The organism is Candidatus Sysuiplasma jiujiangense (genome assembly GCA_019721075.1).
In the GTDB taxonomy this organism is placed as follows: Archaea; Thermoplasmatota; Thermoplasmata; order Sysuiplasmatales; family Sysuiplasmataceae; genus Sysuiplasma; species Sysuiplasma jiujiangense.
Genome location: JAHEAD010000004.1, coordinates 93,343 through 108,680 on the forward strand (window position 1 = coordinate 93,343; position 15,338 = coordinate 108,680).

Here is a 15,338-nt window from a genome sequence, read left to right on the forward strand (position 1 = left end):
AAATGCATATTTCAATCAGAAAAATGCTATGTTACAGTTTTAAGTAGTTACCGGAATTTAAAGCGTAACGCAAATGAATAATCTGATAATCAGTGAGAAAAACAGTGTTGCCCTCCGCCTGGCAATAGTCCTTTCGGAAGGCAAATTCCAGAGGGAAAGGTCCCCGGGAATTCCTATTTTCCGTTTTACAAGGAATGGCGATAATTACACAATCGTTGGCTTGAGGGGCCATATTGTCGAATTAGATTATCCCGACAAACTTAACAGCTGGGAAACTACAGATCCGAAGGAGCTGATATATGCAACTCCTGAAAAGCGGGTACTTTACAAGAAGATGGTTGATGCCCTGGTATCTGAGGCGGAAAACGCTGACTGGATAATCGTGGCAACCGATTTCGACAGGGAGGGAGAACTTATCGGTTTGGAAGCTATCGAGCTGATCAGGGGAGAAAATCCGCCTACAGGAAAGGTCTCAGAGTCTGTTCTAAGTGATCTGAAAATCAGGAGAGCTCGTTTTAGCAGTCTCAGTCGCTCTGAGGTGCTGAAGGCATTTGATGAGTTGCACCGCCTGGATATAAAACTTGCAAAATCTGCCGAGTGCAGACAGCTGATAGACCTTGCATGGGGGGCCACGCTTACACGCCTGCTTTCCCTTGCTGCAAACCAGGTTGGAAAGAACTTCCTCTCAGTTGGGCGTGTCCAGAGTCCTACACTGGCACTGATAGCGAGAAGAGAAAGGGAAATAGAAAGTTTCGTGCCAAAAAGCTATTACACACTTGTCGCAGATTGCAAAAAAGGGACTGAATTCACTGCAGCGCATGAGCAGAACCCGTTTTGGGAAAAAGAAAAAGCAAGCGAAATATTCTCCAGGATAGGCGGTGAAAAAACCGCGGCCGTTGAGGGATACTCCGCAGAGGAAAAGGAGGAATACGGTCCAACACCGTTCTCAACCACATTGTTCCTGGTGGACGCCACCAGGCTCGGCTACTCGGGCGCCGAAGCAATGGATATTGCCGAAAGGCTCTATTCAGACGGCCTTATTTCATACCCCCGTACAGACAATACCGTCTATCCGCGTTCCCTCTATCTTAAAGGAATACTCGAGAAATTCAGGCAATCCGAATTTGCAGAGGATGCGCTGGCGCTTCTGTCGCAGGAGAAGATCGTTCCAACAAGAGGCAAGGTCGAGACAACAGACCATCCGCCGATTTATCCTGTGGAAGCTGCAACAAGGAAAAAGCTGTCGAAGAAGGAGTGGGGAATCTACGAGCTGATTGTAAGAAGATTTATGGCTTCCGTTGCTCCCAAATCTGTAGTGAAGAACAGCAGGGCCAGACTCAATATCGGGGGCGAACTGTTTCTCGCTGACGGAAAGGAGATGGTTTATGAGGGGTGGAGACACTATTATCCTTATTACAAATTTTACGAAACGAAAATACCTGAACTAAAGACAGGTGAAAGGGTGGAGGTCAATGGTGTGCATCTCCTTGAGGACAAAACCAGGCCCCCTTCACGTTATAATCAGGGAAATTTGATAAAGGAGATGGAGAAACTCGGTCTCGGAACGAAGAGCACAAGGCATGAGATAATTCAGAAACTCTACGACAGGAAGTATGTGCAGGGAGAGAGCATAAAGCCGACACTTACCGGCCTTTCCGTGACGCTTGCTCTTGAGAAAAGGGCGCCTGAGATTTGTGACAGCAAAATGACCGCAAGTCTGGAAGCCGACGTGGATAAAATCGCCGATGGCAGTAAAGAAATGGAGGAGGTTGTGTCCGAATCCAGGGCCATGCTCGGTACCGTTGTGGATGAGATCAATGCCAACAGGGAGGAAATTGGCAAACTGATCAAGGATGCAATACTTGAACAGAAGAAGATCGGAAAATGCAGGGCGTGCGGCGGCGATCTGAGAATTATTGAGAGCGGCAGAAACCGTTTTGCCGGCTGCTCAAATTATCCCGAGTGTGCGGTGACGTATCCCCTGCCTTCAGGATATCTGATAAAACCGTCGGAAAGCGAATGTGAAGTCTGTTCGCTTCCCAAAATAAAACTGATTTCACGCGGAAGCAGGCCGATTGAGGTCTGCATCGATCCTTCCTGCGAGTCCAACAGGCTAACTGGTTCGGTTGGCAAATGTCCTAAATGCGGCAGGGAGCTGCGCATTGTCCGATCACAGAAAGGGAAGAGATTCATAGGTTGCTCCGGTTATCCGGAATGCAATACGACCTATCCGCTTCCGCAGTCAGGGATTGTATCGTTTTCCGGCAAGAGTTGCGATGTCTGCGGCGCACCAGTCATCGAGATAAACTATCAGGGGAAGGGGAAGTGGAGCACCTGCGCAAATATGTCATGTGCGTCAAAGTCACGTCAATCAAGATCACGCAAGTAGCATCCCGGTGCCCATGGGTATCAAAATTCGTCCTGCGTCCAGTAAACTACTTATATTGAGAACATTACAGTTATTTAGTGAAGGGAGGGATGGGCAATATGTTTTCACCTTTCCCTTCAGGGTGAGGTTTCCCCCACCTCACCCATTAAACTCTATTTTGGGCGGGGACTCAATTCCTGCTGTATCTGCTTTAATTCATAGGTGCTGCTTGATTTCTGCATGAAACCCGCAATATCATTCCTGATGGTATATGGCCGCTTGACGCCGAAGAAACATTCGCTGGGTATTGCTCTCGGGATGTCGGTTCCCTTGATGCTTACTTTGCCGTTCATACCGTCTCTTCCCATAAGGTTAACGCCAAGTCCGAGGCCTGCCGATGTTACCGGTATTATGTTCCCGAATGAAAACAGTCTTCCGAGCAGCGACATATGAACATCGATATCAACAAGATTTTCATAACGGACATAGACTTCGTTGTAGGTGAGAAATCTCCTTATCATGGCTATCCTGAAATTGGTTATGAAATACTTGTATGCCTTCCTGTAATAATCGGCCAGTACAAAAGCAGCTATTCCCGCCGCAAGTGTAATTCCTCCAAGGAAATAACCCGGTGCCGTCCTGAAAAATGAAAATGTTTTCAACAGCAGAACTGCCGAGACGATGAGAAGGATGAATGCTCCGAACGTGATAAAATGCCTGTGTCTTCTGGTGAGCATAAGTGCCGCCAGTGAAAGAAGAAATGTTACAATTAACCAGAATAATCCGTAGCTTCCTGCATCTGCCGTACCGAAAATTATTGACAGGTGCGATGCTGCGGGAACCAAAATAGGATGTATGTATTCCCTCCAGTATGGGCTCACCGCCAGCGCCGTGTATACTATCCCCCATGCTATGAAAATTGCACCAACAAGATATATTCTGATGAATGAAAGCCTGCTCGGGTGCAGCTCCTTCACAAGTTTTTCATCCGGGAACAGCTGTATATCCGTTCTTATTCCTTCCTTTAAAGGGGTTATTTATCGGAGTCGGGCCGTGAAGTGTATTTTCTGGTGCCTTATTTAATTAATGGTCCTAAGCGCACGAATGAAATTCAAGATGTGATATTACACGCGCCTGCGGTTAAATGGTGCGGTTTCCCTATCCCTGAAATCGCCGGAAATTGACTGCCTGATTTCCGGTCTTATGCCATAATCAGCTCCTTCTGCAATGCTTTTTTCGGCCGAGATCAGAAGCGCCGCCCTTCTGATCTTCCTTCTGAATTCATCATCAGTTCTCATGAAGCTCCAGATAACCAGCGTCCTGCCGTATCTGTCCCTGAATAATACGTCACATGTGTGAAAAATCCTGTGCCGCAGTCCTGATTCATTCAGCTCAAGCGAATAGATTCTGGAAAATGTGATACTGCGCTTCAGAACAATGAGTGTCGACGAAACAACTTTTCCGGTCGACGTGTCCAGAACATTTTTTGTGCTCTTCCAGAGGGCAACGGGAATAATGCATGTTACTGTTTCACCGGCAAAAATATAGGGTGTCAGGAGGTACGAATGGAAGAGGAATGAGAAGACACTGACGGTTTCAGCCGCATAAAGCTGAAGAAGGAACAGGACGCAGAGGAATGCCGATGCGGCCAGGTATGGAAGAGGGGAGGAAGATCCCACAACATTCATTTTTGTCTTCATTTATGTCTCACTACTCCCCGGCACCCGAACCTCCTGAACCCCCCGCCAATTTCCCGGCCATACAGATTCCTGCCAGGATGCCGCAGTTGAATGAAAGCATCGCCAGGGAAGCCGGCGAACTGCTCCTGATGTAATTGGAAAGTTCTGCGAGTGTGCTGTCTGCCGTGAATTCGCTGAACGGGTATTCACTGTCAATCGCCGAAGAAAGTGAAATGGAAAGCATATCCACCTCCGGCCTGAACTCTGCGCTCTCCAGCGCGCTGCGTACCTTTCCGGCTTCCCTTTCCACTTCAACCAGCTCACTTCTTCCTTTCGGTCTGCCGACCTCCTGCGTGAATGAAAAATTGTATTTTTCCAGCCCAGGGATTTCAAAAGTGCGGATCGGTTTTTGTCCGAGAGATGAAACCAGGCCTAGTGCCAGCTCAAGTGTTTCGGACTCTCCCTTAAGCCATCCTGACCAGAATGCAATCTCAATCAGCGTCTCCGGCTTGTCCATTGCGTTGTTCCCCGAAACGACTGCTCCCGGTCCCCTCCTGGAAAGGATGTCTCCCCGGATCTGTCTGGCCCACCATACGTCTTCAAATGAAATGTCTTCGAGTATGGAAACGGCCTCTGCAACCTCATCCCTTACTTCGCTGCACCACTGCATAAGGACAGATTCGACTCTTGCAAGGCAAAGACTGTCCTCATGATTCTGTACTTTTCTTCCGCTTTTCATCAACCGCAGCCTCCACACATCAGTGCTATTTGTTCGAGTGTCCGGTTCGCCGTCTCGGCGACGAATGATTGAAATCGAGTCGTTTCGGTGTTCTCAGTACTGCAAAGAATAAACTCAATGTCGCTCGAGTCATGCTCCAGCAAAATCTTTCTTTCGCCGGTGAACAAAATGCTGTGGCTGTATTTCAGTTCACGCGGAATTACGGTGTTTATGAAAGCATGGTCCTCCTCATCAAGCTCGAGAACTGAAGTCATTCCGCCCTCAATCTTTTCATGCCGGAACAGGAACAGCGATGCTGAGTTGTTCAGTATGCTTCCGTTTGAATCTGACACCAGATCCTTCAGATTCTGTGTTATGAGCACGATGCTCAGATTGTAATGGCGCGAGTGTCTCATCGCCTTTGACAGATTGGAAAGCAGCATTCTGTCCTCAATGAATTTCCATGCTTCGTCAATGAAAATGCTCTTTCTGCCCTGGAGTTCCATGCATAAGCCGAAGGTGCAGTCGAGAAGGAATATGGACACAGCGTTCCTGACATCAGGATTCAAATCCGAATAATCTATCGTGCTGACACGAGCAGGATCTCTGAATATCCAGCTGCCTTTTGTCAGAAACTGAAGTTCGCCTGTGAGTGAGCTTTCAATTCTCGCCGCCGCATCCATCCTCCCCTCTTTTGACATTTCCGCTGCTATCGAACGGAGTACTGCCGAAATCTGTTGGGAGCCGCTGTTTCTCAGCCGCCTTCTGAACGATTCCCTGAACACCGAAGCTGTTCCAGCATCCGGCATGATACTGCAGAAAAGTTCCTCGATTTCGGGAATCAGATTTGTGTCGAGCGATGGAATCACGGACCCGATGCCTATTCCGTCATTTTTCACATTTACGTGCCTGCCACCAAGAAAAATGGTCACCCACTCGAATTCCCCCAGCGGATCCAGGATGAAACTGTAATTTCCGGTGTTTTCAGAGTTTTCCCTGATGAGCATCAGTTTTGCAAAAAAACTCTTGCCGCTGCCGCTCTTTCCGACAATGACACTGTTGAAGTTGGTTCCTGTGAACCTGTCAAAAACAACGGGTGAAAGATCAGCCGCATCATGCCCTATGAGGATTCCCTCTTCATGAATGAGCGGTGTCTGGCTGAAAGGTACGAGCGAAGGAAGTGTCTGCTCGGTCACCGTCACCGATATGTCAAAAGTTGGAAGCACTGAGCGTGAGAAGTGTCTGGAAAGTTTCTCCTGCTCAAATTTTCCATCGTATACCTTGATTCCCGCTGAATCCAGCTCTGCAGTCAGCTCATTGAGCATCGACGCGGTATCGTCAGCTGTTCTCGAAGAAACGCAAAAAACAATCGCTGCCTCGATAAGGACCGTCCTGTCTGAGATAATGGCCTGCCTGAGTTCCTGCAGTTCCATGTTAAGCTCTGTGAGATGCGAAAAATGTCTGCCAACCTCTGTCCTGCGAATAATCTCAGAGCCGCACCGTGTAAGGGCCCTGTCTATTCTTGCAATCGAGTTTTTCTTGCTGAGCGGAAATGTCGACAGAGAAACTGAGAGGTAGGGGAATCGCTGAAGCAGCCTGCAGATAAACTGTTCCGGTAAATTCGCTGGCAGCTGTTTCACGGCCATAAATGAATAGCATGTGCCGCCAGAGACAATCAGCCGCGTCTTCAGTGACCCTGATATCACCGGTCGCCGCCGGGTATGGCTCAGCCGTGCCAGTTCAGCCACCCCATTTTTTTGAAATGCCGCTCCCTGAGCGGGAGTCAACGTACTCATTTGATGGCATTCCGTCGATCGAAATTTCATCCGAGAGGGCTCTCAGCAGATAAGCCTGGCTTTCGTTCGACAGGACGGCATAATGATTTCGGGACCGATAATCGTGGAAACCCAGTTTATTGCATCCGCGGCAGTCTTTCCCGCCCCTTTCCATACTGTGAAGGGAATCCTGCACCGCCAGGGATATGAATTTTGAGGATGAATTTGCGGTGCAGCACAATTCTATAAAAGATGACAGGAACACTTCCTTCTGCCGGCTGCCGGCCGATGCAAAGTTGATTTCACGGAGTTTGAAGGACAGGACACCACAATTCGAATGAGGCTCAGAACTCGAATTAAAGAGAAGGTCATGTTTATAACCGACGCGACGGGCATTTCTGCGGCAATGCATGAAATATTTCGTCGCAGAGGGAACGAAATGCCTGATCAGAATGAAGGCTGCGCCTGAGGAGATCAGTATGAGTGCGAATGTGCCGCTGTCGCGGCGGCCCGTCTGTGCGATCAGCATACCTCCCAGTGCAAAGGCAGTGAAAATTATCATCTCTCTCTGGGAAAATGGCCCGAACGCCGGACTTCCTGAGTTGAGATTCGGCGGTACGTAGCACTGTTCAGTCATCGTTCTCCCTTCTTGGCGAATAGATTTTGTGCGGTGCGTTTCTGCTGCCTGTTCTTTCTGCTGCTTTCAGCAGTGAATGCCGGAAAGGCACAAACCGGGACGGATTCAGCATCTGTCTGAACGACTGGAGCCGTGATGGCATTATATTCAGCTGCTCTCCCACTATCCTTCCGTGTGAAAGACCTGCGGAATAGGCTCTCATCGGGTTGCGTGTCAGTCTGCTTGAAAGGCGGGAGGAACCGACAGCGCTTGAGGCGGATCTAATCCTGCCGGTCCTGGAGAGTGCTGAAGCAACAGGGGAGGATACCAGCCCCGATGCGTACGAAATGGCGCTTATTCCCAGAATTCCTGCCCCCGCTATAACCGTAGATGCAGCCGGAAGGCCAAACTGCTGCATGATTCTCGAGCCTGCAGGCGATAAAATAAAAGGAATCATCAGTGGGAGAAGATAGGTCCCGCCGATTACAAGCTGGCTGGACTGCAGCGAATTCATTGTGGTGTATGAAACAGCAATGCCGATCTTGAATGCTACCCCTATGAAGAATGGAAGAAAAGCCATTTCAGCAAACAGCTGTATGATCTTTTCGGCGAATCCCCTGGTCCAGTCGACAGTATAGCATAGCGCGATCAGAGGCATCAGTGCTGCGGTGAAGAATACTATCAGCGTTCTCATTACGAGAACAAGGTAAAGCAGTCCTGCGATTATTGTGAGAAGTATCAGCGTAAGAAGGCTGTACCCGCCCAGTTTTTCAACTACCATGTGTGAATAGGTGGAAAGGCTGGCATATGGCATTACGGCCGAGGTCATAGCATCGTTGACATCAAGGACCAGCTGGCACATGAAGAGAGTAAACGGCATCAGAATAACTGCCATCACAAAAAGCGGAATTGATCGCTGGTCCCATCTTGCAAATCTGATGTTCCTCCCTGACATGTATGAGTAGGCAATTGCAATAAGAAAAATCGACGAAAGGGTGTAAGCAACCAGCAGAACGGACCGCCATGTGTCGTACACACCCTCACTGAACAGCGAGGTGCTCACTGAAAGGGCCGGCACTATGGCCTGGAGGAGCGCTGTCAGACTTGCCGTAAACATTCCCTGGAAGAGTGATACAATCCCTGAAAATATGGATGCCAAGTGCAACTACCCCATCATTTTCCTTTCTATGAAGCTGATAATTTTTGCGACGAAAACCGCAAGGACTATACCGGTGATTGAATAGACACCGCTCTGAAAGGCTGTTATGTACATTGTCACGCGACCAGTGATTGTGCCAGGGCAACAAGAAACGATGAAGCGAAAAGAAGGAATATGCCGAATGTCACGTCCACGAAATATTTCCTGGCTCTGTATCTCTGCTCGGGATTGCCGTTGCTGAGCATCCACATGTAGGCTGTAATCACGTAGCCTATGGCCGCGACAACGGTTCCCACTGCTATTAGCAGATTTCGCACGTTGTCGAGTGTGCTGACAAGTTCCTGCTGCGGACTTGTGGCTGCCAGTGCCGTTCCGCTGACCGTGAAAATAGTTCCGCCGATCAGGCACACAAAAAACAGTAACATCGCTTTCGTTTGTGTTTTCGTATGATTTGGTTTGCTCAATCAATCACCAACCGACATCATGATTGAAGGGTTATTTAAAAATTATTATATATTTTATATATTTTTAATAATATTCAATTATTTTCTTCCTGCCTCCATATGCTGAAGCACAAAGATGAGCCCTGATTCGAACCCTCTCTGGAAATCACTTTTTTCCGCGTCAGGCTTCTTCCAGAGGTTAAGCAGTTCGCTTCTTACCTGGGCGAGAATGTCGTAGTCCCCGAGCTCCTGTTTTGGCCCGCGCAGCACAGAGTTAATCACTTCGCTTATGCTTACCCTGCACTTCTTTTCCCTTTCTTCCATCTCCCTTCTCATCTTGATGAGCATATTCCATGCGGCCTGATCAAAATCGACCAGCCGCCTGTATTTTGCTTCACCGCCGATCTCCATTTCCGATTCTGCCCCTGAAGAATAATCACCGGGTGGGTTTGCACGCATGCTGTTTGAATGTCGGCAGCAACTTATGAATTGAACTGTTACATGTAACAGTTTAACATTGCCTGATGATATGCGGGATAACTGCCGATATACTAAATACACGGGACAGCAATATTGTCGGCAGGCTGTTTGAAATGAAGTGCAAGGACTGCGAAAAATGGTACGGCGCCGAGGATGATGGTTTTGGTCCCTGCAGCATCAAGAATGCAAGGGGAGATGCGAAATACATCACTTTCGGTATGCATCGGTGCGATGAGATTTACAAAGATCTTGATGATGAAGACGACTCTGCCCGGAGAAAATCGGATACCGCGTGTTCCGGGTAGTTGTCAGACAGAAGTCGTGAAAACAGGTTTTCACAATGGACATTTCATTCAGGAGAATGGGAAGCGAAGATATTCCGTTTGTTCTGTCGGTCACGGTGGAGGAGCAGTGGTATCTGACAGAAAAGGACATTTCCTTCTACACCGGCAACAAAAGCGCGCTTGGTACCGTTGCTGAAATCGAAGGTATTCCGGTCGGGGCAGCAACCGCGGTCATTTATGGAAGGTCTGCCTGGATAGGGAACGTTATCGTGAAACCAGAAATGAGAAATATCGGACTTGGAAGACGGCTTGTTGACAGTCATATGCTCGCACTGAGGGAGAATGGAGTGGAGGAATTCATGCTTTACGCATACGATCGCAGTAAATCACTCTATGAACGCATGAATTTCGTCTTTGATGCAGTCTTCTGGGAACTGGCGCTGCAGCCCGATGCCACGGGCAGAAGGAGTATAAGCAAAAACGTTGCATTCGGGTACAGCGACGAAATAGGCATTTTCGACGGCAGGTATTTTAGAAACTCCCGGTCGGAGGTGCTAAGATTTGCCTCATCCAGGCCAGGTTCCGGTGCCATGACACACCGTAACAGGAACGGCGAGATTGACGGCTATCTGCTCTTCAGCCGTGTTGACGACAGTTATGGAACGGAACTGGCGCCATTTATATGCACAGCCGATGCATTGGCTGATATGATGTCATCGATAGGGATTGAAGGCGGGATATTCCATGTCTATGTGCCGCAGCAGAATCTGCGACTTATTGACGATCTCAGGCTGCGCTATTCAATGGTTCGACGTATTCACAGGGGTCATGTGGGTGAAGGTAAATTCCTGCCGATAATCAGCAGAGATGTCATTTCGCCGGGTTTCCTCGAAATGGGATAAAACAGGCGGACACCCCGGTTTGACAGGATTCTCCAGTAAAGTTCTGCGGTAATGGTTTGATTAATGATTAATACGTTATCGCACTAGCGGGAAGAAGGGACATAACGGAAATGACTGTCAGAATATTCAACACGCTTTCAGCAAAAGTGGAAGACATAAAAGGGAGAGGCCTGAACCCGTCACACATCAATATGTACATCTGCGGACCGACCGTTTATGACTCGCCGCATGTGGGACACAGCAGGAGTTATCTTTTCTTCGATGTGCTGAAGCGGGTGCTGATGCTCGACGGTTATACAGTATCACACATACAGAACTTTTCAGATGTTGACGAGAAGATAGACAGAAGGGCTCAAACCGAAAGGGTGGATCCTCTGCGGCTTGCCTTAAAATATTCTGATGAATTCATTTCGCAGATGGACATGCTCAACGTGATCAGGCCGGAAAGATATGTCCGGGCTTCAGAATCCAGAGATATCATGCATAAAATCACCCTGAGTTTCATTCAGAAGGACTTCGTATACGAAGCTTCGGGAAATATGTATTTCAGGGCAATGAAAGGCGGCGGGTACGGCAGCCTTCTGCACAACAGGCTGGACAACCTGATATGCGGGAACGAGTCTGATAGCTACACTTTTGTAAAGGAGAATAAGGAGGATTTTACCTTATGGCTCGGCAAATTCAGCAAGACGGACATTTCAGCCGGTCTGCCTTCCTGGAATCTGGAGTGCTTTTCCATGGTTCACAGGTTCTTCGGCTGCGAGCTGGATATTCAGGGCGGAGGAATGGACCTGATATTCCCTCATCACGAAGTTGCTTCCGTAATGTCCAAGGCCTACTGCAGTGTCGAATTTGCCAACTATTACGTCCATAACGCTTTTGTAACCAACAACAATGACAAGATGTCCAAATCAACAAAAAATTTTGTCTCTCTCCACTCACTTCTCGACGGCTACAGCCCCGACGCCATCAGGATGTACCTCCTGTCATCAAACTTCCGCACAAATATAGAATTCAGCTTCAGTTCCCTGAAGAGGTTCGAATCGCTCGCTTCCCTCCTGTCTGAAAGGGGAAGCAAATCCGGAGCAGGCGAGGGCGGAAGAGAAGTGAATGTGGATGAATCAAAACACGCATCCGGACGCTGGATCAGATTTTTCGATTTGCTCAGAAACAATGTCGACACCGCGGATGCGCTGGGTGTTTTGACGGAAACTGCCGAATCCTATGGCTTCTCGGGAAGGAGCGGAAGAACCGATTTCAGGCTCATGTGTGCTGCACTTGGATTATTCGGCTACCGGCCGATAGCATCCGTCAACTGAATGAATCTGCTCAGGCAGCGCGTCCGGTCCGTGCTGCCCCTGTGGCGGCTATTCCCTGTTTGTTTCAGGATGCAGATGTACAGATTTCGCACCGGTTGTCCTTTCAATGAGTGCGAGATCCCGTGAATTCATTGCTTCCGGTTCGACACTCAGGTATAGCGCGGAGCCGCAGCTGTTAACTATGTCGCTTATCTGGTTTATGAACTTCAGCACGGTGTTGAAATCATTCTCGGCAATCAGGTACTCTATGCCGTCGATGAGCAGTCCGAACCTTTCGCCTGTTTCGGAAAGGTGTCTGACCATTGAAATGATTTTGCCGAGGGATCCGGGTGCGATTTTATTCTCTCCGACCAAATTTGTGAGCCAGTAGAACTGTGAACTCAATCCGGTGAAGGAGTCCCTGATCCTGTCCGGAAATGTCCTGCTTATCGAAATAAACTGAATTTCCGGTGAGAGGGAGCACTGGATGTAGTTTATTATGTCCTCGGAGCTTCCGCCCTTAATGACAAAGACTTCGCCTGCAGTGGAAACACAGCTGTCAAAACCGTTTTCACTGCCCTTAAGAGATATGCTCTCCATCCCGCATCCCTTTGCCGGAATTTGACTCATGTCAGAGTGCATTACTCGAATTCCCAGACACAATATAAGCAATGTTCAGCATGGCTATCTGTATTGATAATATTGAGAAGAATATCCAGTCTACCGTTTTCTGGTGCCGGAGGGCCTGCACATGCTCATTTCCTGAAAAAGCTTACAGATGAGAACGGTATCTCAGGATGCATCATTTCAATCTCGAGCAGGCGGTTGTATTTCGCAACCCTTTCGCCCCTCGCGGGCGCACCGGTTTTTATCTGGCCCGCGCCGAGTCCGGTTGCCAGATCCGCTATGAAATCGTCCGGTGTCTCTCCTGAACGGTGGCTTACAACGGCGTTCATGCCAGAATGCATTGTCAGCTGCGCGCTCTCAATGGTTTCGCTTACCGTCCCTATCTGATTCAGCTTTATCAGCACCGCGTTTGTCGATTTTTTCTCAATTCCGGTCCTTATCCTTCCGGTATTGGTCACATAGAGGTCGTCACCGATGATCTGTATTTTCGAGCCAATCTTTCTGTTGAGTTCGGCAAACTCGTCGAATGCCTCTTCATCGAACGGATCCTCGATCGACGCTATTGGAAATTTCGAAATGAGCGACTGGTAATAGTCGATGAGTTGGGGAGGATCAAGCCTCAAGCCGTCTATGCTGTACGTCCCATTTTTGTAGAATTCGGAAGCTGCTGCGTCTATTGCAATGTGTATTTCGCTTCCTGCTGCATATCCTGCTTCCCCGATGGATTCAAGGATGGCCTCAACTGCCTCTGCTGTTTTTCCCACAGGCGGCACAAAACCTCCCTCATCCCCTATATTCGTCGCAAAAGGACCGTATTTCTTCTTCAGATGACTTTTGAGCTGCTGATAAATCTCCGAAGCAGCCCTGAGCGCGTCGGAAAATCTGCTGAAACCTGACGGAACAATAAGAAATTCCTGTACGGCGAGTTCACCGCCCGCGTGAACGCCTCCGTTTATTATATTGAGCAATGGAACAGGAATGGCCGGCTTGGTTGCTGCTGTCTCGGAAAGGAACTTGTAAAGTTCAAGCCCGTTCGATTTAGACAGCAGCCTGGACAGTGCCATCGAAACACCGAGTATCGCGTTAGCGCCCAGTTTGGATTTGTTTGCGGTTCCGTCAAGTTCAATCATTCTTCTGTCACATTCTGCTATGCTGCCGAACGATCTGCCGGTCAGTGCGGATGCGATGGGGCCGTTCACGTTGCCCACCGCTTTCGTCACTCCCTTGCCGCCGAATTGTCTGCCGGCATCCCTGAGCTCAAGCGCCTCATGCTTTCCCGTGCTCGCGCCGGACGGAACAGATGCCACGCATCTGTCTGTCACGCCAGACGCGAATACCTGCACGGTCGGATTGCCTCTCGAATCCAGTATCTGCCTTGCCCTAAGGTCTTTGACTTCAACATTTATCATATGATGCTGTCCCCTTCATTCAAGCATCCCTTTCTATGTCGATGCATGTCTATTTGCCTTTCATTGCCTTCTTCCTTCTCTCTTTGGAGGTGTATCCAGTTACACCTTCCAGGAACCTGTTGTACCTTGCAACGGTATCCGCGGCAACAGCATCGCTTACATCCCTGTTGCCCACGGTGTCCACGCACAGCTGCTTCTTCTCGTTAAGCCAGCATTCCAGCTTTGTAAGTGCACCGTAACTGGAAATAATGTGCCCGTCGCGTTCTTCCACTGGGCCAAACTCGTTTTTAGCTATTTCAGCAATTCTGCCGAGCGATATTTCGGATTTGATACTGCGTTTTATTTCATACTGCTGCATTAGTCCTCACCTGCTATATGCTGAATCTGTAATCGGCCGCAGTAGTGTAATTCCCCAGGGCCGATATCGAGACTTCATTCCGCCATGTTTCCCTGCATCTGCAGTCAAGCACTTCAAGAGACGCACGATCCTGTTTGACCGAGAAATCGGCAATTGCGCTGAGAACTCTTTTGTCACACTTGCCGCAATTGTGAGCTCCCCGGACAGTTCCAGCCCCCGTCGGCTTGCTCATAAGCCGCACACCGTCACCGTAACCGCTGTTGAGAACGGCGACAACGCTCCAGAGCCATGGCGGCCTGTATGCCCCTCTCTTCCAGAGAAGTTCGACCACTGTGTCCTTCTGTATATTTGTGGGATTTACCGAAATCGTATCAGCATAGGGTTTCACGTCCCTTATTGTCTGCGATGCATCCCGTATTGCATCAATTTCGGAAAGAAAGGGCGGCTTGAGCATGATGTATGCCTTGATCCTGAAACGATTACGGCGCGCAAGTTCCGCGGCCCTTGCAAAATGGCTGAAACAGGAAGGCTTATTTACTGAATAATTGACCACAATATCATTGGAACTCTCCAGCCCGACGGCAAACATCAGCCTTTCACCGAACTCGCTCAGTTCATCAAGTGTTTTCTGCGTTATGTATTCATGTCTCGTTTCCACGACGATCTTCTCGAACCGCTGCGATGCATCAGAAAGAATTCTCCGTCTCAATTCGGTTGAAAGCTCAAATTTGTCGAGAAAACTCCCTGAAGTGTATATTTTGAGCACCTTCTGCTGCCTGAAGTTCTTCAGCCCGCTGACATACTGTTCCCAGACGCTTTCATCCGTTGCAAGTGATGAGGACTCGTTGGTATAGCCGCACATGCTGCACCCTGACCGGAGCGCCCACGAGCATCCTTTCGTTGCAAGAATGAGGACCATTGCATCGCAAGCCTCACCATCGAGTACCTCTTCCTCTGTCCAGCATGAAACATATTCGTACGGGTTACGATCTCTCCTGGCTCTGGACCGTTCCCTGGTTCCCGCTTCCCTGATCTTTTTCATCAGCGGCTGTGACAGTGACCAGTTTTGTCCCACCACTGTCGGAATGTTCATCGGCGTGGAATTAACAGCCAATCGATTATAAACCTAACTGACAGCCAATGCATGTTTCAAGTCCGGTGCCGGCGGTCAGTCCTTGGAGTGCAGCAACTGTTGTACTATGCAATCTTATGCAAGTTCCAA

The 15,338-nt window shown here is 48.9% G+C and carries 16 protein-coding genes; 4 read left to right on the top strand and 12 right to left on the bottom strand.

The window, feature by feature from the left end:
• Positions 1-73 precede the first annotated feature (73 nt).
• Positions 74-2,389 (top strand): DNA topoisomerase I, encoded by a 2,316-nt coding sequence (locus tag KIS29_03985; protein ID MBX8639481.1) that lies wholly within the window; start codon positions 74-76, stop codon positions 2,387-2,389.
• Between the two features lie 152 nt (positions 2,390-2,541).
• Here KIS29_03985 and KIS29_03990 read toward each other — a convergent pair whose 3' ends face one another.
• The 8 genes from KIS29_03990 to KIS29_04025 form a co-directional block, all read right to left on the bottom strand.
• Complete coding sequence (locus KIS29_03990; protein MBX8639482.1) at positions 2,542-3,345, bottom strand: PH domain-containing protein; 804 nt, start codon at positions 3,343-3,345, stop codon at positions 2,542-2,544.
• A gap of 147 nt (positions 3,346-3,492) precedes the next feature.
• On the bottom strand, positions 3,493-4,068 hold the full coding sequence (locus KIS29_03995; GenBank protein ID MBX8639483.1) for a hypothetical protein: 576 nt from the start codon (positions 4,066-4,068) through the stop codon (positions 3,493-3,495).
• Positions 4,069-4,078: 10 nt separating this feature from the next.
• Complete coding sequence (locus tag KIS29_04000) at positions 4,079-4,786, bottom strand: hypothetical protein (protein ID MBX8639484.1); 708 nt, start codon at positions 4,784-4,786, stop codon at positions 4,079-4,081.
• Positions 4,786-6,471: a DUF87 domain-containing protein gene (locus KIS29_04005; GenBank protein MBX8639485.1), complete on the bottom strand. Its 1,686-nt coding sequence runs from the start codon at positions 6,469-6,471 to the stop codon at positions 4,786-4,788. The genes KIS29_04000 and KIS29_04005 overlap by 1 nt, the downstream gene beginning before the upstream one ends.
• A 34-nt stretch (positions 6,472-6,505) precedes the next feature.
• A complete protein-coding gene (locus KIS29_04010) occupies positions 6,506-7,177 on the bottom strand; it encodes a hypothetical protein (protein MBX8639486.1) in 672 nt (223 codons plus the stop codon).
• Entirely contained in the window at positions 7,170-8,315 is a 1,146-nt protein-coding gene (locus tag KIS29_04015; GenBank protein ID MBX8639487.1) for a hypothetical protein, read from the bottom strand. Before KIS29_04015 ends, KIS29_04010 begins: the two co-directional genes overlap by 8 nt.
• Positions 8,316-8,431: 116 nt before the next feature.
• Positions 8,432-8,740, bottom strand: a complete 309-nt coding sequence (locus KIS29_04020) for a TrbC/VirB2 family protein (GenBank protein MBX8639488.1) — start codon at positions 8,738-8,740, stop codon at positions 8,432-8,434.
• Between the two features lie 117 nt (positions 8,741-8,857).
• The gene (locus KIS29_04025; protein MBX8639489.1) at positions 8,858-9,217 is read right to left on the bottom strand and encodes a hypothetical protein; all 360 of its coding nucleotides are present in this window, start codon (positions 9,215-9,217) and stop codon (positions 8,858-8,860) included.
• Positions 9,218-9,351: 134 nt separating this feature from the next.
• On the opposite strand from KIS29_04025, the gene KIS29_04030 reads away from it, so the two are divergent.
• The 3 genes from KIS29_04030 to KIS29_04040 all read left to right on the top strand — a co-directional run bounded on the left by KIS29_04030 (position 9,352) and on the right by KIS29_04040 (position 11,743).
• A complete protein-coding gene (locus KIS29_04030) occupies positions 9,352-9,543 on the top strand; it encodes a hypothetical protein (protein MBX8639490.1) in 192 nt (63 codons plus the stop codon).
• Between the two features lie 35 nt (positions 9,544-9,578).
• Positions 9,579-10,424 (top strand): GNAT family N-acetyltransferase, encoded by an 846-nt coding sequence (locus KIS29_04035; protein ID MBX8639491.1) that lies wholly within the window; start codon positions 9,579-9,581, stop codon positions 10,422-10,424.
• Between the two features lie 110 nt (positions 10,425-10,534).
• A complete protein-coding gene (locus KIS29_04040; GenBank protein MBX8639492.1) occupies positions 10,535-11,743 on the top strand; it encodes a class I tRNA ligase family protein in 1,209 nt (402 codons plus the stop codon).
• 48 nt (positions 11,744-11,791) lie between these two features.
• Here KIS29_04040 and KIS29_04045 read toward each other — a convergent pair whose 3' ends face one another.
• The 4 genes from KIS29_04045 to KIS29_04060 all read right to left on the bottom strand — a co-directional run bounded on the left by KIS29_04045 (position 11,792) and on the right by KIS29_04060 (position 15,230).
• Positions 11,792-12,364 carry a DUF835 domain-containing protein gene (locus tag KIS29_04045; protein ID MBX8639493.1) on the bottom strand — a complete coding sequence of 191 codons (573 nt, stop codon included), beginning with the start codon at positions 12,362-12,364 and terminating at the stop codon, positions 11,792-11,794.
• Between the two features lie 113 nt (positions 12,365-12,477).
• Positions 12,478-13,758, bottom strand: coding sequence for a phosphopyruvate hydratase (gene eno / locus KIS29_04050; protein MBX8639494.1), 1,281 nt, complete (start codon positions 13,756-13,758; stop codon positions 12,478-12,480).
• Positions 13,759-13,807: 49 nt separating this feature from the next.
• The gene (locus tag KIS29_04055) at positions 13,808-14,116 is read right to left on the bottom strand and encodes a DUF5611 family protein (protein MBX8639495.1); all 309 of its coding nucleotides are present in this window, start codon (positions 14,114-14,116) and stop codon (positions 13,808-13,810) included.
• Between the two features lie 13 nt (positions 14,117-14,129).
• Positions 14,130-15,230: an archaeosine biosynthesis radical SAM protein RaSEA gene (locus tag KIS29_04060; GenBank protein MBX8639496.1), complete on the bottom strand. Its 1,101-nt coding sequence runs from the start codon at positions 15,228-15,230 to the stop codon at positions 14,130-14,132.
• Positions 15,231-15,338 lie beyond the last annotated feature (108 nt).